At 35.8% G+C, this 25734-nt stretch carries 21 protein-coding genes; 12 read left to right on the top strand and 9 right to left on the bottom strand.

Going from position 1 to position 25734, the window contains the following annotated elements; translation table 11 throughout:
* Positions 1-161 precede the first annotated feature (161 nt).
* Positions 162-1034: a patatin-like phospholipase family protein gene (locus BMZ04_RS07365; RefSeq protein WP_093267344.1), complete on the top strand. Its 873-nt coding sequence runs from the start codon at positions 162-164 to the stop codon at positions 1032-1034.
* Positions 1035-1117: 83 nt separating this feature from the next.
* Entirely contained in the window at positions 1118-1537 is a 420-nt protein-coding gene (locus BMZ04_RS07370) for a pyridoxamine 5'-phosphate oxidase family protein (protein WP_093267347.1), read from the top strand.
* 1162 nt (positions 1538-2699) lie between these two features.
* Here BMZ04_RS07370 and BMZ04_RS07375 read toward each other — a convergent pair.
* The 3 genes from BMZ04_RS07375 to BMZ04_RS07385 are packed head-to-tail and all read right to left on the bottom strand — an operon-like array spanning position 2700 to position 5021.
* Positions 2700-3644: a cation diffusion facilitator family transporter gene (locus tag BMZ04_RS07375; protein ID WP_093267350.1), complete on the bottom strand. Its 945-nt coding sequence runs from the start codon at positions 3642-3644 to the stop codon at positions 2700-2702.
* Positions 3645-3656: 12 nt separating this feature from the next.
* Entirely contained in the window at positions 3657-3965 is a 309-nt protein-coding gene (locus tag BMZ04_RS07380) for an ArsR/SmtB family transcription factor (RefSeq protein ID WP_093267353.1), read from the bottom strand.
* The gene (locus tag BMZ04_RS07385; protein WP_255367859.1) at positions 3966-5021 is read right to left on the bottom strand and encodes a flavin-containing monooxygenase; all 1056 of its coding nucleotides are present in this window, start codon (positions 5019-5021) and stop codon (positions 3966-3968) included. It abuts the gene before it with no gap.
* 438 nt (positions 5022-5459) lie between these two features.
* On the opposite strand from BMZ04_RS07385, the gene BMZ04_RS07390 reads away from it, so the two are divergent.
* Positions 5460-6068, top strand: coding sequence for a serine/threonine protein kinase (locus BMZ04_RS07390; protein ID WP_093267356.1), 609 nt, complete (start codon positions 5460-5462; stop codon positions 6066-6068).
* Between the two features lie 77 nt (positions 6069-6145).
* On the opposite strand, the gene BMZ04_RS07395 is transcribed toward BMZ04_RS07390, so the two are convergent.
* The 3 genes from BMZ04_RS07395 to BMZ04_RS07405 form a co-directional block, all read right to left on the bottom strand.
* Positions 6146-6364, bottom strand: a complete 219-nt coding sequence (locus tag BMZ04_RS07395; protein WP_093267359.1) for a YfhD family protein — start codon at positions 6362-6364, stop codon at positions 6146-6148.
* A 44-nt stretch (positions 6365-6408) separates the two neighbouring features.
* Positions 6409-6846 carry a hypothetical protein gene (locus BMZ04_RS07400; RefSeq protein WP_255367842.1) on the bottom strand — a complete coding sequence of 146 codons (438 nt, stop codon included), beginning with the start codon at positions 6844-6846 and terminating at the stop codon, positions 6409-6411.
* Positions 6847-6973: 127 nt separating this feature from the next.
* Positions 6974-7795: an EcsC family protein gene (locus BMZ04_RS07405; protein ID WP_093267365.1), complete on the bottom strand. Its 822-nt coding sequence runs from the start codon at positions 7793-7795 to the stop codon at positions 6974-6976.
* A 206-nt stretch (positions 7796-8001) separates the two neighbouring features.
* On the opposite strand from BMZ04_RS07405, the gene BMZ04_RS07410 reads away from it, so the two are divergent.
* Positions 8002-8826: a DegV family protein gene (locus BMZ04_RS07410; RefSeq protein ID WP_093267368.1), complete on the top strand. Its 825-nt coding sequence runs from the start codon at positions 8002-8004 to the stop codon at positions 8824-8826.
* 53 nt (positions 8827-8879) lie between these two features.
* Here the strand turns inward: BMZ04_RS07410 and BMZ04_RS07415 are convergent, their stop codons facing one another.
* Positions 8880-9977: a hypothetical protein gene (locus BMZ04_RS07415; RefSeq protein WP_093267371.1), complete on the bottom strand. Its 1098-nt coding sequence runs from the start codon at positions 9975-9977 to the stop codon at positions 8880-8882.
* 269 nt (positions 9978-10246) lie between these two features.
* Here BMZ04_RS07415 and BMZ04_RS07420 point away from each other — a divergent pair, with 269 nt between their 5' ends.
* Both BMZ04_RS07420 and BMZ04_RS07425 read left to right on the top strand, forming a co-directional pair.
* A complete protein-coding gene (locus BMZ04_RS07420; RefSeq protein ID WP_093267374.1) occupies positions 10247-12991 on the top strand; it encodes a CHASE3 domain-containing protein in 2745 nt (914 codons plus the stop codon).
* A gap of 19 nt (positions 12992-13010) precedes the next feature.
* Positions 13011-13841, top strand: coding sequence for a CheR family methyltransferase (locus BMZ04_RS07425; RefSeq protein ID WP_093267377.1), 831 nt, complete (start codon positions 13011-13013; stop codon positions 13839-13841).
* A 915-nt stretch (positions 13842-14756) separates the two neighbouring features.
* On the opposite strand, the gene BMZ04_RS07430 is transcribed toward BMZ04_RS07425, so the two are convergent.
* Positions 14757-15887 carry a SpoIIE family protein phosphatase gene (locus BMZ04_RS07430; RefSeq protein WP_093267380.1) on the bottom strand — a complete coding sequence of 377 codons (1131 nt, stop codon included), beginning with the start codon at positions 15885-15887 and terminating at the stop codon, positions 14757-14759.
* Between the two features lie 235 nt (positions 15888-16122).
* Between BMZ04_RS07430 and BMZ04_RS07435 the strand changes: the two genes are divergently transcribed.
* Positions 16123-17250 carry an MFS transporter gene (locus BMZ04_RS07435; protein WP_093267383.1) on the top strand — a complete coding sequence of 376 codons (1128 nt, stop codon included), beginning with the start codon at positions 16123-16125 and terminating at the stop codon, positions 17248-17250.
* Positions 17251-17358: 108 nt separating this feature from the next.
* On the opposite strand, the gene BMZ04_RS07440 is transcribed toward BMZ04_RS07435, so the two are convergent.
* A complete protein-coding gene (locus BMZ04_RS07440; protein ID WP_218145518.1) occupies positions 17359-19500 on the bottom strand; it encodes a sensor domain-containing protein in 2142 nt (713 codons plus the stop codon).
* A gap of 283 nt (positions 19501-19783) precedes the next feature.
* Between BMZ04_RS07440 and BMZ04_RS07445 the strand changes: the two genes are divergently transcribed.
* The 5 genes from BMZ04_RS07445 to BMZ04_RS07465 all read left to right on the top strand — a co-directional run bounded on the left by BMZ04_RS07445 (position 19784) and on the right by BMZ04_RS07465 (position 25319).
* Positions 19784-20770: a LacI family DNA-binding transcriptional regulator gene (locus tag BMZ04_RS07445; protein WP_177184369.1), complete on the top strand. Its 987-nt coding sequence runs from the start codon at positions 19784-19786 to the stop codon at positions 20768-20770.
* Positions 20771-20882: 112 nt separating this feature from the next.
* Complete coding sequence (gene hisD / locus BMZ04_RS07450; protein WP_093267391.1) at positions 20883-22160, top strand: histidinol dehydrogenase; 1278 nt, start codon at positions 20883-20885, stop codon at positions 22158-22160.
* Positions 22161-22190: 30 nt separating this feature from the next.
* Positions 22191-23513, top strand: coding sequence for a GntP family permease (locus BMZ04_RS07455; RefSeq protein WP_093267394.1), 1323 nt, complete (start codon positions 22191-22193; stop codon positions 23511-23513).
* A gap of 97 nt (positions 23514-23610) precedes the next feature.
* Positions 23611-24555, top strand: a complete 945-nt coding sequence (locus tag BMZ04_RS07460) for a 3-hydroxyacyl-CoA dehydrogenase family protein (RefSeq protein ID WP_093267396.1) — start codon at positions 23611-23613, stop codon at positions 24553-24555.
* Positions 24555-25319, top strand: coding sequence for an SDR family NAD(P)-dependent oxidoreductase (locus BMZ04_RS07465; RefSeq protein WP_093267399.1), 765 nt, complete (start codon positions 24555-24557; stop codon positions 25317-25319). Before BMZ04_RS07460 ends, BMZ04_RS07465 begins: the two co-directional genes overlap by 1 nt.
* The last annotated feature ends 415 nt before the right edge of the window (positions 25320-25734 follow it).

The raw sequence follows: 25734 nt of genomic DNA on the forward strand, positions 1-25734 counted from the left end.
TATTTTGTACGTTGTTTCATTATAACTAGTAATAATAATTATGGCAATATCAAATTCTGACATATTAGAATAATATGCGAAGTAACTGTCGCATCTTGTTCTAATTCCTCTCTTTATCTCTTACATTGTTATAACGACATGAAAAAGGGAGTAGGTCATGTATGTTAATAGATGGGGTATTTTCGGGTGGGGGAATGAAAGGTATTGCGTTAGTAGGAGCTTTTCAAATATTGGAGGAAAAAGGATACAAATTTAAACGAGTTGCAGGAACGAGTGCCGGGGCCATTTTAGCTTGTTTTATAGCAGCAGGATACACTGGGAAGGAAATTGAAGAAATAATGGTAGAACAAAACTTTGTATCTTTACTGGACCCACGTAAAACTGTACTTCCAATCCCATTTATGAAGTGGCTGAATTTATATTGGGGGTTAGGGTTATACCAAGGGAAGGCATTAGAAAACTGGTTTTTGGAAAAGTTGGCGGTGAAAGGAGTTTATTCATTTTCTGATTTACCACCAGGGTCTTTGAAACTGGTAGCATCGGATTTAACAAATGGGAAAATGATGGTTCTTCCTGATGATTTAGAGAAGTACGGGATATCTCCAGAAAGCTTTCCTGTTGCTAGGGCTCTGCGTATGAGTTGTGGTATTCCATTTTTTTTTGAACCAGTTAGGTTGAGAGTTGGTTCCGGAGACACGATTGTTGTGGATGGAGGAGTATTAAGTAATTTCCCAATGTGGATTTTTGATAATGGAAACAAAGAGCGTCCTATTCTGGGCTTGAAGCTAAGCAGTAGCTCGGAGGAAATGCAGCCTCATAAAATCAAAAATGGTTTACAATTATTTGAAGCACTTTTTTCCACGATGAAAAATGCACATGATGAAAGGTATATTTCTCGTAAACTGGAGAAGAATGTTATTTTTATTCCTGTTGATGAATATAGCGCTACGCAGTTTGATTTGAATAGGGAAATGAAGTCTAATTTACTGGAAAAGGGTAGAGATCGAGCGAAACGATTTTTGATAATGTGGTGAATTGACTTTGCTCAAGTAGATGAGTAATTTGCGTCTTAAAAGGAACAATAAGAGTGAAAGTCATTAAAAGGAGAGATTTACTCATGGCAAAAACCGCAAAAGAGCTCGCACAAAAAATCTTGAAGGACAGCTTGATTGGTACAATGGCAACGATTGAACAAAACAAACCACATTCCCGCTATATGACATTCTTTAACGATGATTTCATTCTGTACTCAGCGACAAGTAAAAAGACGCACAAAGTGGAAGAGATTCAAAAGAATCCAAATACACATATTCTTTTAGGGTACGAAGGAAAAGGATTTGGTGATTCATTCTTAGAAATTGAAGGAACTGTGGAAGAACATGATGATGAAAGTATGAAGGAAAAAGTATGGAACAATGCATTAAAAGGTTGGTTTGATGGACCGGAAGATCCCAATCTAATCATATTGAAAATTACCCCTACGCAAATCCGAGTTATGAACACAAAAGGGGAAGAACCTCAAATTGTAGAATTCTAAAAGGCCACCAAACCATGTAATATAAGGGACTGCCCAATAAGTTCATAACTGAAGCAGGTGTAAAATGAGCATTATTCTACACCTGTTTTTTTATGCTTTAGGAAACAATTATAAAGTAGAAGGTATGGAACTAGTTAGAGATAATGCTTCGTAAAAAGTTTATTAGGTGACCGCTATGATTTCCGCTACAGGTGGACGCTTTCCGCCGGGTGAGTGTTGAGCCATCACCGCCGCTTACGCGTACGGTGTGATGTCTCATCTACTCACTCATCCGGCTGGAGTCGCCACCTTCCACTTCAATCAATAGGAATTTCTTGCTAATTTGGCGTCTGCAGTTATCAGAGATTAAAATTCATCGGGTCCACTATGCAAATATTTATTAGACCTAATTAGAAAATACTGTCTCCAAATAAGTGGAGCATTTACTAGGTATAATATTGTTTTATTCAACTATTTATTGGAATAATATCTCTTATACACCTTCGTCTCACTCGATGAGAACTTGTTTTAAAAAAATGGGTGCTAACACCCGCAATTTGTGTTTTCCGAATACTGGTTGCTTACAGTGACTGGCTTGTTGCACTTTGCTATTTATTGGATACTGGCACATAAAAACACCACTCCGTGTCGATATACTGTGCAATCATTAATTGTATAGTGACCCAAGCCTTCGCTCGATTGGTTTTCTCATGTTCAGTGGACCTTATGTCGCTTTCGAGACAAGTTTTGTCGTGTTCACAGCATGCTATGTCTTGTTCAACTATTTTTTGGAATTTACTTTAGGCAAATATTACATAAGATAATTTAGAGCAGTGCCGCTGATAAGCAAGCAAATATCTTTGGATTGGAGCGGAAGGGCGGCGACTCCAGCGGGATTAAGTGAGACAGATGAGACTTCACAACGTACGCGTAGGGGCGGTGAAGGCTCATCGCTCACCCCGCGGAAAGCGCCCGCCCTGCAGCGGAAATCCTTGCGGACACTTCATACGACGCAGCATCCCTATACTGCACACCAGGCTGCTTCGAAAAACAAGATACACAGAAAGGTCATTTATGTTTTTTGTTCTTTTGCGGAAGAAATCACTACTTTGGAAAGCGACATCTCACAGAGACAGCCCCACAGATTGATGTTATATATTTTGTGAAATACAGGTAAGAATTTTTACTTCAAATGACATTTCAATTCACCGTGTTTGATCTCAACGGTTTCTATTTGAATAGTTGCATGCTCTATGTGGAATGACTCTTGTAATTTATCAATGGCTTGTTGAAGAATACGTTGGCTATTCCTCTCATCATGAATAACAAGATGGCAGCTTAATGAGTCTAATCCAGAAGTAATCGTCCATATATGAAGGTCGTGGACATTGTTGACACCCTCAATTTTTTCTAATTCAGCCTTAACTTCGGTTTGATCGATGGAAATTGGTGTTCCTTCCATTAAGATATGAACGGAATGCTTAATAAGCCCCCAGGCACTTCTCAAGATTAATAAAGCGACGAGGACTGAAATGATCGGATCAGCGATGAACCAATCAAATAATAGCATGAGAATTCCAGCTACTATTGCACCGATAGATCCTAAAGCGTCTCCAAGCACATGTAAATATGCCCCTCTTAAATTTACATTGTTTTTTACATCACCTTTTCGCATTAAAGCCCAAGCACTCAATAAATTTGCAAACAATCCGATTGCAGCAATCAGCATCATTGTTCCGCTTGCAACTGCTTGCGGTTCGAAAAATCGACCAAATGCTTCCCAAACGATAAATCCAGCAATAATAAATAACGTTATACCATTAAATAATGCAGCTAATATTTCAAAACGATAACCCCCAAATGTCTTATGAGGTGAAGGTGCTTTTGAAGCAAACCAAATAGCTACTAGGCTTAAAAACAAAGCGCTCGCATCACTTAACATATGTCCTGAATCAGATAATAGAGCTAAGCTATTTGTGAATAACCCTCCAAAGAACTCTAAAAACATAATTCCGGTCGTAATAAGTAGAGCAATTAGTAATCCTTTTTTATTTCCTTCCCGAGACTCCTCAAAATGGCTGTGTGAATGTCCGTGATGGTCGTGACCATGATGATGGTGATGACCCATAAATTTTCCTCCTTATTTACATTCAATATGTGAAATGACTTGATTTAAAATAGTAATTACATGTTCATCGTCGTAAGTGTAATAAAAAGTGTTCCCATCTCGTCTGTATTTAACAAGACGTAAATTTCTTAGTAAGCTTAGTTGGTGTGATACTGCTGACTGTGTCATATTCAATATTTTCGTAATATGACTTACTGAACATTCTTCTTGAGATAGCAAATATAATATTTTAATTCGAGTTGGGTCAGCTAATGCCTTAAAAATACGGGAAGCATCATCGACCGTATTTGGAGATAAAAATGCATGCTCTTGTTGCTTCATTTAGAGATCCTTCCTTTCATTTAAAACTTGAAATAGATACTGTGCGTCGTCTCCTACTCCAAATAGCGCAGCAGATCCTCTTCTATGTTGCCACGGTAGACCAAGGAAGAAAAGTCCTTCTACTTCAGTAATTCCTCTATTATGTTTCACACTTCCGTTTGGTGAAAGGATGTTCGGAAAATCTAACCATGAGTAGTCTGGTATAAAGCCGGTAGCCCAAATGATATTATCGACATGTAACGAAGTGCCGTCATTAAATGTAATGCTGTCTTTTTTGACACTAACTGTTCTGCTTTTTATGTTAACTTTACCATCTTTTATTTTATCCAGTAGTTCATATCCGAATACTGGATCACCCATATTTTGAATTCTCTTACCAATCAAAGAAGTATTTCTCGATTTAAGAATTCCCAATTTGTCCAACCACTCAAAAGTACTTTTCTTCCCGAAGCTTAAGGGGAGAAAACGAATTTTCTTCCCAACAGATAGATAGGTGTAATGGGATTCCGATAGTGCTACCGCAATTTGAGCTCCAGAATTTCCACCTCCGACTACTAAAGCAGTTCCTTTCTGAAGTTGTGAAGGATTTTTGAATTGTGAAGAATGTAGCTGTACTATTTCTTTTGATAGCTCTCTAGAAAAACTAGGGATATTTGGATGTTGAAAAGGACCCGAAGCGATAATCACGTTCTTGCATTGCAGAGATGAATTCTGAATTGTTATATGAAAAATTCCATCTAATTTAGTTATTTGTTGTACTTCCGTATTGTTTTGTATTGGTAAATCAAACGCATTAGCATAACGTTCTAAGTAATCTCCTATCTCATTTTTGGTCGGAAAACCATTTAGATCTCCTTCCAGAGGTAGACCGTGTAGCGAACTATAAGAACGTGGTGTAAATAAAACAAGAGAGTCATACCGATTTCTCCAAACTTCCCCGATGCGTTCATTTTTATCAAGAATAAGGAACGATAAGGATGATTTCTGTAAGTAGTACCCCATTGATAACCCAGCTTGACCTGCACCTATCACTATTACATCGAATATCACTCGAATCACCCCGTATAATGTATATGAACATATGCTCATATACATTATACGCAATAAGGAGATAAATGGTCAATCCAAATAATTGACTCACAAGCTTGCACAGCTTATAATAAGCCTACTAAATGAATACTCAACTTCCGTTAAGGGGAGTAGCTATACAGCGAAGTCGTCAATACAGGATTTATCTCCTCGGCTTTGTTGGCAACGATTGTTGTTTGCGAGACCTTACCAATTATTTGGTGAGGTCTCTTGTTCTTTTAAAAGACGATGGACCAGATCTTGGTTATATCGTCTTTTTTTTATTTAGGAAATTATTAACTTCTAGACATATGGATAACTTTCTACAAGAACTTCTACATCTAGACTCCAGCACCTTACCCCTCGGGGGCAAAGACAGGTGCTTGCGCTTTTGTTATTTTCTATACACATATTGGAGGTCAAATTGTGAATACTTTTGAAGCACTTGCAAGTACAGTCATTATTAACAAGGAAAATCATCTGATTAGCTATGATGATTCCTTACAGCTTGTTGGTACGGGAAGAAGTGCATTTGTTTTTAAAATAAAATCTACGGATAAAGCAATGAAAATATTCTTTCCAAATTTTATGCATCTTGCGAAAGAAGAGGCTGAGATTTATAAAATACTGCAAGGGATCTCTTATTACCCATCCATTTATCACGTAGGAGCAAATTATATAGTTATAGACTTTATTGATGGGCATACTCTTTTTGAATGTATGACCTATGGTGAAGAAATAAAGATAGCACATATAAAAGAAATTGATTTTGCATTATCATTAGCCTCTGCCCGAGGACTAAATCCTTCTGATATTCACTTGCGAAATATTTTTATCACATCCAATAGAGAAATAAGAATAATCGATGTCGCACGCTTTAGACAAGCGAAAAATTGTATGCAGTGGCATAATCTAAAAAAAGCGTATCAAATGCATTATGTTAAAGCTTATTTTCCAAAGAAAATTTCAGCTACTTTACTAAATACCGTTGCTTACCTGTATAAAAGGGGACTAATACCATTTTATAGAGGCTAAAGTATAAGGGAATTAAAAATACGTACGAAAATAGTGTTAAATCAAAAAGTAAAAAAAGCCCCTTTAAGAGGCTTTTTTTACTTTCTTTTTTTCTTCGAAGTGTTTTCTCGAAGCTCTGCAAACTCCGCAGCAATTTCTTCTTGCATATTATTTGGTTTTATTTTCTGGTTTTTAGGTGTTTGTGGAAGCGTGTCTTTGTTTTTACTTTTACCTTGCTTATTGTCTCTGCCGATGTTAATTCTCCTTTCTATTTTTCGTTCTATCCTAATATGGCATGAAACAGTTATTTTAATCATGCAAAATAAAAACACTGAGAATATATATTCTCAGTGCCAAATTACTATTCTTTGTTAAAAAAAGTAATTAATTGTTTTGTTGTTGGAGCTTGGATTTTGTAGGTTAGCTCACGATCCCCATTATTTTCAATACGTGGAATAATGGATTCAATGACATTAAATTTCCAAAAAGAAGGCTTACTTTTTGTACTCTTTTCCGTGTCGGCAGTCATCATTTTTCTTTGAAAAGGATGAAGCTTTGCCATTAAGAACTTGTCTTTTATACGGATGAGTAAATATCCTTCATCTGTGTCGGGATCAAATTTTTTCATAAGTGATTCTCCGAGTTCAAATGTGTTTGATTTGTTTTGTACAGATGGCGAAATAACTAGTATATTTCCCTTTCGAAACAGGGCGGTATTTGATACTTGTCGAAGGCCCAAATCATTAATTAAAAAATCTAGGTTTACTTGAGATGCTTCACTAGCAACTGACACATTCATACCTCCTCTTCTTCTTTTATTTACGGTCTATAGTAATAGTATATCCTATTTGACACATAATAAATTCATTTTAGGGAATATCTTCTTAAGTAAATTGAAGAAATGAATGAAAAGTAGGAGAGATTAATTATTTTTCGGGAAAAATGTCGTAGTTTGTATGATTCTCCAGTCTCTCGATAATTCTTCTTTTCCGGAATAGCATTTGACCTGCTTCTCCTATATCGTTTATAGCAGACCGGTTAATGAACGCACCAAACACGAGACCAGCTATTGGAATCATTTGAAATAGTTTTTTCCATCCGAATTGATCACGGTAAGAAAACATTACTTCACGCCATCCTTGTAATTCCGATAACACTTCTCGTTTTGCCTGTTCATTTTGTTGATCAAACATAGATAGTTGAGCAAGAATTGATTGCTTTCCAACTATATCAGCTGAGACAAATTGAAGACATTTTATGATAAATAATCGTTCTTTTTTGTCATTTGGATCGTAGCCGTAGCAAATCGCAATATCTTGTAATGTTTTTAACTGTAAACCTAAAAGGAGGGGAATATCGATAGATAATGTGAAAATACCTCCGATACCTGTACTAGCTCCTTGTATCGTTGCTATCTTCTTTCTGTTTCCGGTGAGCTTTTCTGCAGCGCCATCCATTTTGGAAACAGGTAATTTGTTTACTTCTTCTAATGTTTGTACTTCCGTATCGGGAAAATAGGAAGGGATTTTAGAGGGAGAACTTAAATAACTACCACCCGTCTGAACGTATTGGCCAAGCTCATCTACAAGGACACCGATCTTGTTTTGAATGAATGATGGGGTCCATTTATCGATTATTTTAAAAGGAAGGCGACCAAGTCTTTCCCAAAACCATAAATCATTTTGATCTTTCTCCCAATTTTCTACCTGTTTTAATTCCTCTATTAGCCACTCTTTAGAATCATTCACTGTTAGTGTTCGCCTCTTTCTTTGTATATTCACCTTACGAATTAGCGAGTAAAAAGTTTCGCATGTGCATTTAGTAATAAGATATTATTACAAAAAAAAGTTCTTTATATCCCAATTTCTGAGCGACTAAACAATGAAAAAAACGAGTATCTGCTATAATTATTATTATAACAGATGTGAATCTTTAACATAAAGGCGGTAACAAAATGATAAAAATTTTGACAGATAGTTCTTCAGATTTATCGAAAGAAATATTAAAGAAATATGATATTACGGTCATACCGTTGAAAGTTAATATGGAAGGTAACGACTATTTAGAAGGTATTGATCTAACGCCACCAGAGTTCTTTGTGAAGCTATTTTCTTCGGAAAACCTACCCAAAACATCCCAACCGTCACCAACAGCATTTGCGGAAACTTTCTCTAAATTTAGGGAGGATGATGAATTGTTATGTCTTACTATTTCTTCCGGATTAAGCGGTACTTATCAATCGGCATGTATGGGGAAAGAACTTTCGGGTGCTAATGTTACAGTGTTTGACACGTTGGCAGGTTCCCTTGCTCATGGTTTCCAAATTATCCGTGCAGCTGAACTTGCTCAAAATGGATATTCAATAGGAGAAATTGTTACAGAACTGGAGCGAGAAAGAGAAAAAATGAATATTCTCATCCTCTTAGATACGTTAGAAAACATTGTAAAAGGTGGACGACTTAGTAAATTTCAAGGATCACTAGCCAAAATCCTCAATATAAAAGTGATTTTAGAAGGGGTTAATGGCAAAGTGGAGATTCTAGAAAAAGTTCAAGGGAAGAAGAGATTTCAAAAAAAGACACTCGAAGTTATTCGTCATAGAAAAGAAGATTTTTCTAACACTTTTTTTGGAATTACTCACACTGGAAACGTAGAAGAAGCGGAAGCACTCAAAGCAGAACTTATTCAACAGTTTCAGCCAAAAGATGTCATAGTTCGTTACATGGGTGCAACAATGGGAACTTATGCAGGAAAAGGTGGAATGATTATTTCTTTTTAATATAAAAACTGTAGCCACTTGTATTTCTACATGTAACTACAGTTATTAATCTATTATTCCACGTCTTCTACGTCTAATTCAGCTAGTTCTTCAAGGTATTTCCAGTCGCCAGCTTCATCTTTCGCTAAAACGTAAGTAATAGAATGTTCAATCGAATCATTTTCATTAAAAGTTAGCGTTTGATCATGCGTAACTAACGCAGTACCATCTAAAATAGAAATAACTTCTAATCCTAAAGTTTCGTGTTTTATGTCATGTTCTTCAAAAATTGCACTTAATGTTTCTTTCAGATCTGCATAGCCAGGGTATTCTTTACTGTATAAAGCAAGTGTTTTATCAATATCTTCTGCATTTGCATATTCAACTGATTTCTCAAAGAACTCCATAATTTCTTTTTCTTGCGCTACGAAGTTTTCATCTTCTCTAATGCTGTCATAGTAAGCATCATAAAGGTCAACAATGATTGACTCTTCCTCAATTGCATCTAACGCATCAAGGAATGTAGAAACTTGTGCTTCTACTGTTTTTTGATCAGCTTTTTTAGTAATCAAATCATCTAATTTATCTAGCTCCATTTTTGCAGTAACTACATATTTAGAAGATTCAAGTGCTTTTTCACCAGGAGTTTTGTATTTAGTTAAGATTGCATCACGAGTCGATTTTCCGTAAACACGGTAAAGTAAGATTGCTTGTTTACGAATTTCGCTTGATAATTCATGGTAACTTTTTTCTGTTACGTCAGATGTTGGATTAGCCGCATATAGTTTATTAAATGCTTCTGCTTTATCTACAATCTTCTTTCCAGAAGTGATGGCATCAATGTATCCCATTGCGCGAGTATAGTGAATACCAGCGTTATCTTCTAAACGTTTTTCCAACTTAACTTTATCTTTCGCTCTTACACTTGCAAGCTCTTTTTTCGCATTTAAGTAAGCGTTTTTTGTTAAGTTGAAAATATTCATATCTGGATACTTAATTTCTTTCGTAAGTTCAACAGATATTTGCCATTTTAAAGCTCCAGCATGTTGTTCTGCTGCTTTTACTAAAGATTCAGCTTTAGTGATGGATGCCGCCTCCGCGTTTGTATAAGGGGTGAATACACTAGCTCCTGCCATACCAGTTGCTAATACAATAGATAATAATTTTTTCATTTCTATTCTCCTGCAAAATAATTAGTCTCAAATAAAGATTCTTTATATAAGCCTTATTAAGAATATGCTATTTTAAATATTTCTTCTAGTGTTATATTATGGGCGAATGACCATATAAAAGGAAAAATGTGAGGGCGAAAATGGATTACTAATGTCGAGGTGTGTCGAATGATTTCGAATTATTGAAAATATACGTTGATATTATTGTATAATGTACTTTAGTAGCGGTATATCTATACATTATTAATAGAAAGTAGGCTCTTTATTCCATGAGAAAAAATATGAAAATCGGTATTCGAGCAAAAATCATGTCCGGCTACTTATTGGTTTTAATAATGGTTATTTTTGCATTCTTCCTCGTAAATAATCAATTTTCTTCCGTACAAGCTGATAAAGATTATATAATAATCCATGATTTTGAAGTAACGAATTTGTCCCATCAAGTTGAAAAATATGTTCTTGATATGGTGAGGGGACAAAGAGGTTATATAATTACGGGAGAGGAAAGTTATCTACAGCCGTATAACAAAGGAAATACAGAATGGCGAAATAAGTTTGATAAATTATATAGTTTAGTGAATGACCCAGTGCAACAAGCAAAACTATTGGTTATTAAAGATAATATCAACAAATGGATTGACACTGTGGGAGAACCGATGATTAACCAAAAGAAACAAGAAAGTAATGGGAACACGTCAAATTATTTAGCAGGTGATCAGGGTGGGGCAACGGTAGATTTGGTTCGTAGCCAGTTTGATAACTTTCGAGAAGTTGAACATGAGTTAAGACAGAAAAGATCGGATGCATTAAACCAAAATATTGACTCGTTAATTCAAGGTTTAATCACGTTAGGCATAATCGTGTTTATAGTGGCTTTAGCTATGTCTACGATGGTATCTCGTTCAATTGTCAAAACTATTAACGAAGTAATAGAGTCGATAAAAGATATTGCTACTTTCACAAACACAAATGGTCTGGACTTGTCGAGGAGAATTAAACTAAGAACACAAGATGAGATTAGAGAACTAGGCAACGCCACAAATGAGTTGCTGACAAATTTAGAGCAAAGAGAAATGCATCAAAGACGCATTAGCAATACATTTAATTCCTACCAAGGTATTACGTCTATAGCTGACTTATGTAAAGTACTTATCTCCACAATTTCGGAAGAGGCAAATACATCATATGGGGCTATTTATGTAAGAGATTTTCGAAGTAATAGGCAACGTTTTGTGAAAAGTGCAACATTCGCAGATGGATTTGATACAGTAGGAAGAAATCATTTCGAATTAGGACAAGGCTTAATCGGAGAGTATGCACTAAAAAAACGTATGCATATTCTGCATGATTTGGACGAATTCCAACTAATTCCTTCTGCATTAGGGACGATTCGTCCAAAAGGAATGATTATTGCACCGGTTCTTTACGATGGTGAAGTAATTGCTGTAATTGAAATACTTAGTCTGACGAATTTTTCTAAATCCGATCAACAATTCATAGTAGATGTTATAGAAAACTTTGGTATTACATTAAATAGTGCAAAGGATCGAGAGGAAATAGAGCGTTTACTTACTGAATCTCAGGCTATGACAGAGGAATTACGTGTTCAGTCAGATGATTTACAAACACAATCAGAAGAGCTGCAAATGCAATCGGAAGAATTGCAAACAATTAATGAAAAGCTAGAAGAACGTTCAAAAGAGGCAGAACAAAAATCAGTGGCTTTGAATCAGGCGAAAGTGGAATTGGAACAACAAGCCGAACAGCTAATTTTAAGTTCTAAATATAAATCCGAATTCCTCGCAAATGTGTCACATGAGCTTCGAACTCCTTTGAATAGTATATTAATCCTTTCCGAACTGATTGCTGAAAATGCACAAGAGCAATCGCGAGAAGAGGAAGAGAAATTCGCTAAAGTTATCCATACATCTGGAAAAGACCTCTTATCATTAATCGATGATATTCTTGATTTGTCAAAAGTAGAGGCAGGAAAAATGGAAATTGAATATAGCGAAATGAATATCGATGACCTGCCGAATTATTTAGAAATGAACTTTAATCATGTTGCAGAACAAAAAGGTCTTTTGTTTAATATTGTAAAAGATCCAAATATCCAAAATCTATTTTGTACAGATGAAAAAAGAATGCTTCAAATCTTAAAGAATCTACTTTCTAATGCATTCAAGTACACCGAAAAAGGTAGTGTTCTAATAGAGATTAAAAAAGTTCAAAATAAGAACTTGGAGCCTATATTTGCTGACAAAGAGGAAGACTATTGGATTTCATTTTCCATAAAGGATACAGGAATTGGTATTCCGCCTGAGAAGCATCAATTGATTTTTAAAGCATTCCAACAAGCGGATGGTGCGACAATGAGGAAATATGGAGGAACTGGTCTTGGTCTTTCAATTTGCCAAGAATATGCAAAACTTTTAGGTGGTTATATTACTCTAGGGAGCGAAGAGGGAGTCGGCAGTACTTTTACATTGTACCTTCCAAGTTTTTCAGAAAAGATGAACGTAGAGAATACAGTTATAACTTCACTAGAGGAAGTTGCAGCATCTGCAATAGATGATGGAGGTTTGCCTTTAGAAGCAGCAAAAATGAATTTAATTCAAGTAGAAAAGCAAAATGTTCTACAGGGAAAGAATGTATTAATCGTAGATGATGATTTGCGTAATATTTTTGCTTTAGAAGCTGCTTTGAAGCAAGAAGGAATGATTGTCACTTCCGTAAACAATGGGCTAGAATGTCTGGATATTTTAGAAGTACAGCCTTTGTTGTTTGATATTATTCTTATGGATATTATGATGCCGAATATGGATGGATATGAAACAATGCAAAAAATCCGTTCAAATGACGAGCTAGCGGATTTACCTATCATTGCCCTTACTGCAAAAGCAATGGAGCGGGATCGCAAGAAATGTTTAGAGAAAGGGGCTTCTGATTATGTAAGTAAACCCCTGGATTTAGAACAACTCTTATCGGTCCTGCGTGTATGGGTTTCTAATTAACAGAAATGGATGATTTATAATGTATAGTCACGATGAAAATTATAAAAAAGAACTTGAAGTGGACTTGCTATTGGAAACGATACACCGTATAACAGGCTATGATTTTAAACAGTATGTACGTGCTTCGATTATACGGAGGATTGAAAATAGACGTTCTATAGAGAATGCTCCAAATATAACTTCTCTCATAGAAAGGGCGATTCATGAACCCGGTTTTCTAGAAAAAATTATCGAAGGGTTTTCCGTACCTGTAACAGAAATGTTCCGAGATCCTTCCTTTTTTAAAGAATTTAGAATGAATATCATTCCTATCCTCCGTAAATATAAAGATATTAGAATTTGGCATGCCGGCTGTGCAACCGGGGAAGAAGTACTTTCGATGGCAATTCTACTGGAAGAAGAGGGATTGCTGGACAAAACAACGATTTACGCAACTGATATGAGTAAAATAGCTATCGAACAGGCAAGGCGAGGAATTGTCCCGTTGAATAAAATGCAAAGCTATACAAAGAATTATCTTAAAGCAGGTGGGACGAAAGAGTTTTCTATGTATTATAAAACAAATTCTCAAAATGTGTTTTTTTCTGAGCAACTTTTGAAGAATGTTATCTTTGCACAGCATAACTTAGTGACGGATCAATCGTTTAATGAATTTCATGTGATTTTCTGCAGGAATGTATTAATATATTTCAATCCATCGCTTCAAAACAAAGTGCATGAGTTATTTATCCAAAGTTTATCTCAAGACGGTTTTCTTGGTCTAGGGAATAAGGAATCGTTGAGAATCAGCCAATATGCAGCTGCTTATGAGGAGATTTCGACAGATGAGCCGATATATCGAAAAAAATAAGAGCAGCTTCTACCCAATTTGTTTTTGGGAGAAGCTGCTTTTTCAAAGAATAAGAAATTGTAAGGTCTCATCTTCACTCATCCCACCAGAGTCGCCTCCTTCCTCTGCTATCAATTAAATGATTTCAAATCAATCATAAAATAAATGACAAGTAAGTAAAAAATAGTGTTTCTGGTATTTGAAGAGTAGGTTCTATTAAAGGGTACCGCTGATTTCCGTTACAGGCGGACGCTTTCCGCGGGGTGAGCGATGAGCCATCACCGCCGCTTTCGCGTACGATGTGATGTCTCATCTGTCTCACTCATCCCGCAGGAGTCGCCGCCTTCCACTGCAATCAATAAAATGATTTCAAATCGATCATAAGAGAAAAGACAAATAAAAAATAATGAAGCATTCTTGTTTAAGTGCATAAAGTCACTGGTACTTTCAACGATAGGAAAATGGAGTGGATTGTACACAAGGTAAGTTAGAGGGGATGGACCTGTTGTTAGCGAGAATCTTTAATAAGAGCATTTCTATAATTTACTTCTGCTTGTAAAAGAGAATAAGACCCAAAAATCATTAGCAGCTATTGTATAGAGGAGCAGTAGAGCAACCGACGAAATACGTCTTCGGTGGCCTGCAACGGGTGTTGTTGCAAAATGTTCTTTTATTTTGCGGAGAAGCACCATGACCATGTCGCGTTCCTAGACTGTCCTCTTTTTAAAAGGTTGGAAAGCATCTACTTACTTATTATCGAAAAAGATTATAACCTTATTCGTATTGTCGAAGTAGGGCGACGGACAGAAAAACAAACGCAATAAGATTACTGGCCTCTTTTAAAAACTAATCAGTAATGATATAGTAATTAGTCTGTCCAAAGACCTCTGAAAACGATACAAAACAGTTTGTACTTAGAGGATACTTGCACTTTTCTCATTTCGTTTTTATCATCAACAAGCATATATCATCTTTTTGTTTGGACTGGTTAATATCGCTGAGAATCGTCTGGAATAGACAATCTGTTTCTTTCCATTCTTGCATAGTAACCAATTGTAATTTATCAATAGTCTCCATTTCATCAACGGCCTCTGACTCCAGTATTCCGTCTGTGTAGAGTAAAAGTTGGATATCCTGTTTATATGAAATGTTCGATTTCTTTACGTGTATATCATCAAACATTCCGACTGCACAAGCCCCTCTTTCCAGTGTAAGAAGTGTTCCATCAATTCGTAAGAACCCTGGGGGATGTCCCGCATTTACATATTCTATTTCTTGTTTCTCCGTATCAATGATTAGGTAGATTGCAGTGAAATAATAATTTAAATTATTTTTATCATGCAAAGAGGTCATGTAACGATTTAGTTCTTTAATAACGAGTATTGGATCTTCTAAGTTCTTTATTACATCCCTTAAAACGGAGGAAATGAACATGCTCACAAGTGAAGCACTAATACCGTGTCCCATCATGTCAAAGAGGATAATACCATATCGATGATCACTGAATTTATGCCAGTGGTACATATCTCCCGAAAGGTTATCAGAAGGACGATGAGATACTTGAATACTTAAATGCTTATCAATAATGGAGTCATTTAATAAACTGCCTTGCACTTGCATGGCAAGTAATAAATCATCCTGCATCTTCGTTTCCTGCTCTTTATTTCTATCTTTTTCATATTTCAATCTTAAAGCAAGTCGAATTCTTGCCAAAAACTCTAATTTGTCAATTGGTTTAGTAACATAATCAGTTCCTCCAACATCAAATGCTTCTACTAGATTTTTAGAGTCATTTAAAGCAGTCAAAAAAATAATAGGTATCTCTTTTAATCTATCATCTTGCTGAATACGTCGACAAGCTTCAATTCCATCGATTTTTGGCATCATAATGTCTAATAAGATAAGGTCAACCATTGGGACCGGTGCTTCTATTTCATCCATTCGTAAGTACTGGAATAGTTCTTCAGCAGAATTTAATGGATGACAATTCTCATAACCTGCTTTTTTTAGGATGCTTTCAATTACAAATAAATTTACTGAATTATCGTCTACCATTAGGATTGTCATCTTTAGATATCCTCTTTTCATTAAATCTTTGTTCTTTATATGATAGAACATAATGAGGATAACAATCAACTGAATAGACTGAAAAAACAGTATTAATTGAATAATTTACAAATATAAGTGATCAGTAGACGAAACAGAAGATTTCAAAAATATAACAACTTCTAATTCATATATTGGTATAATATGATTTGTTACGAGTGTGATATGTTAAAAAAGAACACGGGTAGGGGTACATATGAACTTAAGGGGAATTCTTTTACTAATTTTTTTATTTCAGACAATCATTAATGCAACAAGACCAGTTATTACGCTATCAGCCGATGAATTTGGAGCGTCTATTTTTATGATTGGTATCTTAACATCATCGTTCGCATTTTTACCACTGATCTTTTCTATTCATGCAGGGAAAGTAATTGATAAATTTGGAAATAGAATGCCAATCATTTTTGGTTTTGTAGTTTCCATTGCTGGAATGATTATTCCTACTCTTTACTCGGCGATATGGGCATTATTTGCAAGTCAATTGCTATTAGGTCTTGCCAATATATGTATACCTATTGCTTTGCAAAACCAGTTAGGTCACCAATCTAACCCTAAAAATCGAGACTATTTCTTTAGTATGTTTAGTCTGTGTGTAGCTTTAGGGGCTGTTATTGGTCCTTTAGTTGGCGGTTATTTATCCGAACATGTATCGTTTCAAGTAGTTTACGTTTTTTGTATAGTTATTGGCGTTATTTCTATAGTTTTTTCATTCCGAATTCCGAAGGCAGCAGAGAAAGTTAGTAGACCACCGACTAAATTAGTTGATTCGTTCAAGCTATTTGAAAATAAGCTTGTAAGGAAAGCATTGTTTTCAAGTGCACTTGTACTATACTCGAAAGATATTTTTGTCGCATATTTCCCATTGCTAGGAAAGCAGATGCATTTATCGACTTCTACAATAGGCTGGATTATCGCATTACAAGGACTTGCTACCATGTTTGTCCGCTTTATATTGCCAAAACTATTAGAAACTTACAAGCGGGATACCGTATTGTTCATGTCAATTTTAGTCGCTGGAATAGCATTTCTCTTATTGCCATTCAGTCATTCAGCGTATCTGATTGCTGTATTTGCAATTGTGATGGGGCTTGGATTAGGCTGTGGACAACCTATTTCCATGACGACTACATATAATGCGTCTCCTCCTAATCGAACAGGGGAGGTATTAGGACTTCGAATTGCTACAAATCGTTTTTCTCAGTTAATTGCTCCAACTTTTTTTGGGGTGATTGGTGGTTCTGTAGGAATGATAGGAATTTTTCTATTTAGTGGTGTGTTTTTAGTAGGGGGTTCCTTGTTTTTTAGAAAGCATGAAGAATAGTTTAGGAACAGAGAGAGTAATAATTTTTAGAAACAATAAAGAGTAATTGAATGGTTTACTTCAAATGAATAATAGCCAAAGCCATCCTAAAAGGATGGCTTCATTAATTCAAACTTTATTAAAAAATGCATATCGATCCGCTTGAATAAAACTAGATTTCGATACGAGTGATGGTTCATGAAGAGCAGCACCAAATTTATCTAGAGCAGTAGTGATGTTTGCTAACTCACTTTTCTCCATCTTATATTCCAAAACATATTGAAACACGTTAGGTTTAGGTTCTTTTATAGAAATAATTGTCCCAACAAAATTTACTAATTGACTTAGAATCTCTGTTTTTAACTCTAAAATAATCTCATTATTGACTGCTAATTTTATATTCGATAAAAATTGCAATCTTTTCGTTTGAATTTCTTCTATTAGAACATCCATTGTACCTAGCTCCACTTTATTACCGCGAATTTGCGTTAAAGTCATCGTCGTTTTTAAAGGATTCTCTAATATAATTCGGAGATTTTTGTCGTAATCTGTAAATTTATGTTCTATGCTATTCATTTCTTCAGGCATCAATATACCTTTACGCAATAGTTTTTCAAATTCTGTTGCCGATACCGGTTTAGAAAATAAATAACCTTGAATAAGATCGCAGTTATAATTGCTTAAGACTTTAAGTTGTTCTACAGTTTCTACACCTTCTGCAACGACTTTCATATTTAATTGCTGTGATAATTGAATGATCATCTTTGTGATAAAGTTTGAATCAGCTGTATCCTTTGGAGTTAAATCATTAATAAATGTCCGGTCAATTTTCAGAACTTCAATTAGTCCTTTGAAGCGTTTTAGGGAGGAAAGAGAAGAGTAACCTGTACCAAAATCATCTAATGAAACTTTGATACCTAAACTCTTCAGTTCTTCTAGAACAGAAAAAACAACTTTTTCATTTTCTAATAGAGATGATTCGGTAATCTCTATTTCTAAGTATTGGGATTCTAATTTTGTCTCTTCTAATATTTCAATTACATTAGTAATTAAACTTTTTTCTAAAAAACGATTTGCTGATAGATTAATAGAAACTGGAACTTTTGGTAAGCCAGCTTCTTGCCATGATTTATTTTGAGTACAGGCAGTCCGTTTAACCCAGGCTCCAATTTCAATATGAAGTCCCGTTTCCTCAGCTAATGGAATAAATTCATCTGGAGACACAAGTCCCCATTCTGGATGATTCCAACGAATGAGTGCCTCTGCACCAACAATTTCATAGGTGCTTGGGCAAATTTTTGGCTGATAGTACAATTCAAATTGGCCCAGTTCAATTGCTTTACGAAGACTGGACTCTAAAGAAAAAATCTTATACGTTTGGGCATTTAAAGAAGATGAAAATACTTGAAAATTGTTTTTTCCTAATTCTTTGGCTTTATATAAAGCTGAATCGGCATTTTTCATTAATGTAAGTGAGTCTTCTCCGTCATGTGGATATATACTAATTCCAATACTCGTTGTAACGAAAAGATTATAATTTTCTACAAGAAATGGTTCATCCAAAGATTCAATTATACTTTTCGAACGCTCTTTTGCTTGTTGGGTATAAAAATTCGTTAATAGAACACCGAATTCGTCTCCTCCAAGTCGAGCTATAACAGCGTTCTCAACTAGACAATAGTTTAGTCTATTTGCAATTTGAATAAGTAATTGATCCCCGAGCGTATGACCAAGTGTGTCGTTAATATATTTGAACCGATCTAAGTCTAAATACATAACGGCTACTTTTTGATTTAATGTATTCCCGACGATTATTGCTTGTTCGAGCTTTTCTTGAAATAGCCGCCTATTTGGTAATCCAGTTAATGAATCATAATTTGCTAAATAGGTATTCAACTTTACTGCTTCCATATGATCCGTTATATCTTTTGCAATTCCGAAGGCACCGTGTATAAGCCCATCTAAATAAGCAGGCATCATAGTTAAATTGATGTCCATTATATGCCCCATTTTATGTATAAATTTTATATTAAAATTTTGTGGAGTACCGGAGAGTACTTTATAGAATGCTTCTTTGTACATCTGGATGAAATTTGAAGGAAGTAAGGAATCAATTGTGTTTATTTCGTAACTATAAGTAAATCCAAGTTTTTGAAAAAATACTTCATTCATTTTTTCTAAAGTCCCCGACGTATTACTAAAATATACAATATCGGGATTATATTCAAATAAAGATTGGTGTAAAAAGTTAGCATTATAATTGCGTTCCATTTCTTCAATCCTCTCCATTTATTAGTAACTTTGAATCTGTCCAACATTATTGATTTTAGGTATTTAAATCTATTACTTGTATAGAAAATTGATTACTAACGGGAAATATTGCTATCTTAAATAGTATTGCAATGTGCTAGATAAATACAGTAGATAGAACATATATTACATGTTTTAGTAAAACTTTTTTCATTCTGAAAATTTTAAAAATAATGTGTTTTCAGAATCAAGGATACATAGTATAGTCTAAACATTATTATATTTGGAAAAGGTAGTGGGCGTTTTGAAGTATTATGTTACAGCAAAAGATGTTGCGAAGCTTGCGGGCGTTTCACAATCGTCTGTATCGAGGGTTTATTTTAAAGGGGCATCGGTTTCTAAGAAAACCCGTGAAAAAGTATTAGCCGCAGCGAAGGAATTGGGGTATAGACCGAATGAATTTGCACGAAGCCTCATTACGAACCGCACAAAAATTATAGGATTGGTGATGAAAGGAATTCAAAACCCTTTCTATCCACAAGTATTAAAACAATTTACAACTTCCTTTAAAGAGTTAGGTTATAGCATTTTGTTTGTATATACAAACAATGATGAAATACAAAAAGAAGATATCGAAATTTTGCTGAACTATAATGTAGCTGGAGTAATAATTACGGATGCATCGTTGTCGTTGAATGTTACGGAAGATTTTAAGAAGAATCGAATTCCACTTGTTCTTTTTAATCGTAAAATTGACAATGAGCAATTTTACTCTGTTTGTTGTAATAACTTGAATGCTAGTGGGAAAATCGCGGAGTATTTAATAGAACAAGGTTGCTCCGATTTAGTATATATTTCGGGAAATGAAAATACATCGACAAGTAAAGAGAGAGAAATAGGGTTCACCTCTATACTTGAAAAAAATAATGTTCCATATAAAAAGTATACTTCTGATTACACATATGAAGGGGGCTATAAAATGGCGCAAAAAATTATTGCACAAAGGAAAATACCTGCTGGATTTTTTGTTGCAAATGATATTATGGCACTAGGTGTAGTAGATGCATTACGAGAAAATTCTATTGTTATCCCAACCGAAACGAAAGTGGTAGGGTTCGATAATATCGATATGGCTTCATGGCCAACATATAATCTCACTACCTGGGAGCAACCAATTACAAAAATGGTCGGACAAACAGTAAATTACTTAATGGCTGAAATTGTTGAATTCTCTGGATACACGGAAAATGTCGAAGTTAATGGAGCACTAATTGTGCGAAAAACTACATAATTCTTATTGACTTGCGCTTATTTTTAGAATAATCTACTCGTGAGGGGAATATTTTGCATACGTATGCAAAGATATTAATGTATACGTTTACATATAAAGGGAGGAATATAAAATGGTGAAAATATTAAAAGCCGGTAAATCTCAGGAAGAAGTAAGTGCAAACGATTTAAAAGTTTCTCAAATAGTATCCGAAGCATTGAAAGATGTAGAAGAAAGAGGAGACCAAGCAGTTCGTGAATTATCTGATAAATTCGACAAATGGTCACCTGAATCGTTCAGATTAACTGAATCTCAAATTAGTGAAATTGTCTCTAATGTTCCTGCGGAAGTAATTGCAGATATTAAATTTGCTCAAAAAAATATTCGTGAATTTGCAGAAGCTCAACTTGCTTCTATGCATGACGTGGAAGTTGAAAATATTCCGGGTGTTATTTTAGGACATAAAAATATTCCAGTAAACAGTGTCGGTTGTTATATTCCGGGCGGTCGTTATCCAATGGTAGCTTCTGCACATATGAGTGTTCTAACTGCTAAAGTTGCAGGTGTTAAGCGTGTAATCGCTTGTACTCCTCCGATTAACGGAGAAATTCCACACGCAACTATCGCTGCTATGTCTTTAGCCGGAGCAGATGAAATTTATCTATTAGGCGGAATTCAAGCGATGGCTGCTATGGCGATTGGTACTGAAACAATTCAATCAGTAGATATGATCGTTGGACCTGGGAATGCATTTGTTGCAGAAGCGAAGCGTCAGTTATACGGTCGTGTTGGTATTGATTTATTTGCTGGTCCTACAGAAACATTAGTTGTAGCAGATCATACTGCAGATGCAGAAATGGTTGCAACGGATATTCTTGGTCAAGGAGAACATGGACCAACTTCACCTGGCGCACTTATTACAACATCTGAGAAACTAGCAGAAGAAACAGTGAAAGAAATTGAACGTCAACTAAAAACACTACCAACTGCAGATGTTGCTCGCGTTTCTTGGGAAGATTACGGTCAGATTCTATTAGTAGATTCTATAGAAGAAGCACGAATTGAAGCAGATCGTCTTGCTTTTGAACACGTAGAAATTTTAACGGAAGATCCAAATTACTTCCTTGAAAATATGACGAACTATGGTTGCCTATTCTTAGGACCTGAAACAAATGTAGCTTACGGTGATAAAGTAATTGGAACGAACCACACATTACCAACAAAAGGTGCAGCTCGTTACACTGGTGGACTATGGGTTGGTAAATTCATCAAAACAGTTACATATCAAAAAGTAACTCCTGAAGCTAGTGCTTATATTGGGGAGTATGCAGCTCGACTTTGCCAATTAGAAAATTTCGCTGGACATGCTGAACAAGCATTACTTCGCGTAAGAAGATACGGAAATAAATAATTAAAATAGAGGGTTGTTGGGGGGAAAATTATGTTAGGGATGATTGGTTTATTTGGTGGCTTAGCGCTACTGATTTATTTGACGATGAAGGGCATGAACCTTCTTATTGCAGCCCCGCTAATGGCATTGTTAGTAGCGATATTAAATGGCTTGCCAATTTTTCCGCAGCTTGCGGAAGAGGGTGCAGCAAACTTTTTAACGAATTATATGTCAGGGTTTACTGGTTTTATAGGCTCATGGTATCTAATGTTCATAGCTGGTGCGATTTTCGGTAAAGTAATGGAAGATAGCGGAGCAGCTGACAGTGTTTCTAGATGGATTGTTAGTAAAATTGGTATGAAACGTGCGGTATTAGCGGTTGTTATTGCCTGTGCTGTATTAACTTACGGTGGGGTAAGCTTGTTCGTTGTAGCATTCTCTGTTTATCCAATGGCTATAAGTTTGTTTAGACAAGCAGATCTACCGAGACGCTTTATACCAGCGGCGCTTGCTTTCGGTTCTACAACTTTCACAATGACTTCAGCGGGGTCACCAGAAATACAAAACTGGATTCCGATTGAATTTTTAGGGACTACTCCATATGCTGGATGGGAAGTAAGTATTATCGTTGCAGTATTTATGATGGTCTTTGGTTATTGGTGGCTGAAAAAAATGATTTTAAAAGCAGTTTCAAAAGGAGAGAGATTTGTAGGCAGAGATACAGATCCTACTACAGAAGCTCGTACTGAACTACCTGATCCACTGTTAAGTATGGTTCCACTATTAGTCGTTTTAGCAATTTCATTTTTCTTCCATAACTCACTTGGAACTTCTGCTTTAATCATCGCTTTGACTGGCGGTGTTATCGCAACTTATCTGATTAACAGAAAGTACTTCCAGGACATTGGAAAAGCATTTGGAGAAGGGGCAATGGGAGCGGTTGTTGCTATTACAAATACGGCTGCGGTTGTTGGATTTGGTGGAGTAGTAAAAGCAACACCTGCATTTACAACGGCTGTTGACTTCGTGACTGGAATTCCTGGAAGTCCGCTAATTGGTGGAGCAGTGGCAGTAGGAGCTATTGCAGGTATAACTGGATCATCTTCAGGTGGACAAGCAATTGCATTACCACTTTTAGCACCACATTATTTAGACTTAGGTGTTAATGCGGAAGCGTTGCACCGAACAGTGGCAATTTCGTCAGGATCACTAGATCACTTGCCGCAAGGTGGATATGTTGTAACTACCATTCGTTCGATTTGTGGTGAAACGCACAAAGATGCATATCCTGCGTTAGGTGCAGTAACGGTAGTCGTAGCGGGATTAGGTGTTGTTTTAGCTATTATATTATTCTCACTTGGTTTGGGAATTTAAAAATTAGAAGTACAAATATGCCCAACAAACTGTTCAATCATAAGTTTGTTGGGTTATATATCGTTAGACATAAAAACATGAAGGGGACGTGGATTATATGGAAAACGTATCAATTATTGGTTGTGGAACTATGGGGCATTCGATAGCATTATCCGCAGCTTGGGCAGGGATATCTGTAAAAGTGTATGGTATTAATGAAAAAGATTTGGAAAACGCGGACAGAGGTTTACGAAGTAAGTTAACAGTAATGACAGATAATGATGTATTCGATGAAGAAACTGCTAAACAAATTCGAGAGAAAATTGAGTTGTCCACATCGTTAGAAGAAACAATCGCACAATCTACCTTTATTATTGAAGTAATTCCAGAAGTGTTAGACATGAAAAAAGAAATGTATAGAAAAATTGAAAGTTTGGTAAGCGAAGAAGTTGTCATTGCTAGTAATACATCAGGTTTTAAACCTAGCTTACTGGCAGAAGAAATGCAATATCCAAATCGATTTGTCGTAACCCATTTTTGGAATCCAGGACATTTAATCCCTTTAGTAGAAATTGTAAAAGGGGAACAAACGGATAATCAAACGGTAGAACGTGCAATGCAAGTAATGAAAGATATGAATAAACAACCAATATTACTAAACAAAGAGATTCCAGGATTCATTGGTAACCGCTTACAATATGCATTGTTCCGGGAAGCACAATCGTTACTTGATGCAGGCGTGGCAACGAAAGAAGATATTGACGCGGCAGTAACATACAGCATAGGACGCCGGTTACCAGTAACTGGACCATTGATGACTGCCGATATGGGCGGGTTAGATGTATTTTCAGCGATTTCGAATTATTTATTTGAAGATTTAAGTACGGATCAGAAATCAGGTTCTGTACTTACTAAACTCGTAGAAGAGAATAAGTTTGGGGATAAAAACGGAGAAGGTTTTTATACGTGGGATGCCGATTTCTCGGAGCAGAAAAATGCAGAGCGTGAGCAAACGCTTATTCATTTCTTAAAAAATGATTTGAAAAGAAACGAGGGGAAATAATGCAGCCTTTTTTCTCAGAACTAGCAAATAAAACAGTAATTGTTACCGGTGGAAGTAAAGGAATAGGAAAAGATATTGCAATTACTTTTGCTAAACTGAACGCTAATGTTGTAATTTCCGGACGAAGTGACATAGCTTTGCAGGAGACACTCAGTGAGTTGCATGCATTTAATGACAAATGTATTGCTGTGCAAGGAGATATGAGTGATATTGCGGTTGTGAAGGATTTAATCGATCAAGCGGCTACCAAATTTGGAACGGTAGATGTACTAGTGAATAACGCCGGAGTGAATATTGCAAAGCCCGCAATGGAAGTAACGGAGACAGATTGGGATACAGTGCTCGATTTAAATTTAAAATCGGCATTTTTTGCTAGTCAAGCAGCCGCAAAATATATGCTTGAACAAAAAAGTGGGAAAATTATTAATATAGCTTCCCAAATGGCGTTTGTTGGCTACTATAAACGAGCGGCATATTGTTCAAGTAAAGGTGGGCTCGTGCAAATGACGAAAGCTTTAGCTGTTGAATGGGCGAAGTTAGGTATTAAAGTGAACGCTGTGGCTCCGACATTTGTGGAAACTGAGTTTACGGAAAAAATGTTTGAAGACGAAGCTTTTAAAAAGGACGTGGAAAGTCGTATTCTATTAGAAGGACTTTCCAAACCGCAAGATGTTTCTGGAGCAGTTCTATATCTAGCTTCCAATCTAGCTAACTTTGTAACAGGCGAAACTTTAAAAGTAGATGGTGGATGGACTTCCATTTAATCTGATGGGTATATTGCGCAATAATCTTTGAAAAGTGCTCTTAAAGTCATTGACTCAAGAGCACTTTTTTTCGTTAGTTGGAATAATGAGTGGTTTAGTTGGGATTTTGGAGCATTTAGTTGTAAATATGATTGTTTTAGTTGTAAGAAATATGAGTTTAGTTGTAATATCCGTAAAATAGAAATTAACTTAAGCAGGAGCACCTTCCTTGGAAGTATGTCCCAAGTCGTTCATACCTTAATATTTTAGGCAAAACATGATAAACTAATACTTCGGCAATTATTAAATTGAATCAGCAGTACCAAGCTTTCTGCTGATTCAATTTAAGCCTCTGGCGGATGTCACAGATTTTGAAGGGAGTTAATAGACGCAAATCAAAATCTGGAAGCAATTACACCGAGGCGTAATTGATTAT

The organism is Psychrobacillus sp. OK032 (assembly GCF_900111345.1).
In the GTDB taxonomy this organism is placed as follows: domain Bacteria; phylum Bacillota; class Bacilli; order Bacillales_A; family Planococcaceae; genus Psychrobacillus.

What these genes read in the sequence shown, in the direction of transcription:
- BMZ04_RS07395 (WP_093267359.1), bottom strand. Translation starts at nt 6,364, where the DNA reads ATGATTAAAATAACTGTTTCATGCCATATTAGGATAGAACGAAAAATA.
- BMZ04_RS07365 (WP_093267344.1), top strand. Translation starts at nt 162, where the DNA reads ATGTTAATAGATGGGGTATTTTCGGGTGGGGGAATGAAAGGTATTGCG.
- BMZ04_RS07455 (WP_093267394.1), top strand. Translation starts at nt 22,191, where the DNA reads ATGTTAGGGATGATTGGTTTATTTGGTGGCTTAGCGCTACTGATTTAT.
- BMZ04_RS07370 (WP_093267347.1), top strand. Translation starts at nt 1,118, where the DNA reads ATGGCAAAAACCGCAAAAGAGCTCGCACAAAAAATCTTGAAGGACAGC.
- BMZ04_RS07430 (WP_093267380.1), bottom strand. Translation starts at nt 15,887, where the DNA reads ATGACAATCCTAATGGTAGACGATAATTCAGTAAATTTATTTGTAATT.
- BMZ04_RS07460 (WP_093267396.1), top strand. Translation starts at nt 23,611, where the DNA reads ATGGAAAACGTATCAATTATTGGTTGTGGAACTATGGGGCATTCGATA.
- BMZ04_RS07425 (WP_093267377.1), top strand. Translation starts at nt 13,011, where the DNA reads ATGTATAGTCACGATGAAAATTATAAAAAAGAACTTGAAGTGGACTTG.
- BMZ04_RS07435 (WP_093267383.1), top strand. Translation starts at nt 16,123, where the DNA reads ATGAACTTAAGGGGAATTCTTTTACTAATTTTTTTATTTCAGACAATC.
- BMZ04_RS07465 (WP_093267399.1), top strand. Translation starts at nt 24,555, where the DNA reads ATGCAGCCTTTTTTCTCAGAACTAGCAAATAAAACAGTAATTGTTACC.
- hisD (WP_093267391.1), top strand. Translation starts at nt 20,883, where the DNA reads ATGGTGAAAATATTAAAAGCCGGTAAATCTCAGGAAGAAGTAAGTGCA.
- BMZ04_RS07440 (WP_218145518.1), bottom strand. Translation starts at nt 19,500, where the DNA reads ATGGAACGCAATTATAATGCTAACTTTTTACACCAATCTTTATTTGAA.
- BMZ04_RS07375 (WP_093267350.1), bottom strand. Translation starts at nt 3,644, where the DNA reads ATGGGTCATCACCATCATCATGGTCACGACCATCACGGACATTCACAC.
- BMZ04_RS07400 (WP_255367842.1), bottom strand. Translation starts at nt 6,846, where the DNA reads ATGAATGTGTCAGTTGCTAGTGAAGCATCTCAAGTAAACCTAGATTTT.
- BMZ04_RS07410 (WP_093267368.1), top strand. Translation starts at nt 8,002, where the DNA reads ATGATAAAAATTTTGACAGATAGTTCTTCAGATTTATCGAAAGAAATA.
- BMZ04_RS07380 (WP_093267353.1), bottom strand. Translation starts at nt 3,965, where the DNA reads ATGAAGCAACAAGAGCATGCATTTTTATCTCCAAATACGGTCGATGAT.
- BMZ04_RS07415 (WP_093267371.1), bottom strand. Translation starts at nt 9,977, where the DNA reads ATGAAAAAATTATTATCTATTGTATTAGCAACTGGTATGGCAGGAGCT.
- BMZ04_RS07420 (WP_093267374.1), top strand. Translation starts at nt 10,247, where the DNA reads ATGAGAAAAAATATGAAAATCGGTATTCGAGCAAAAATCATGTCCGGC.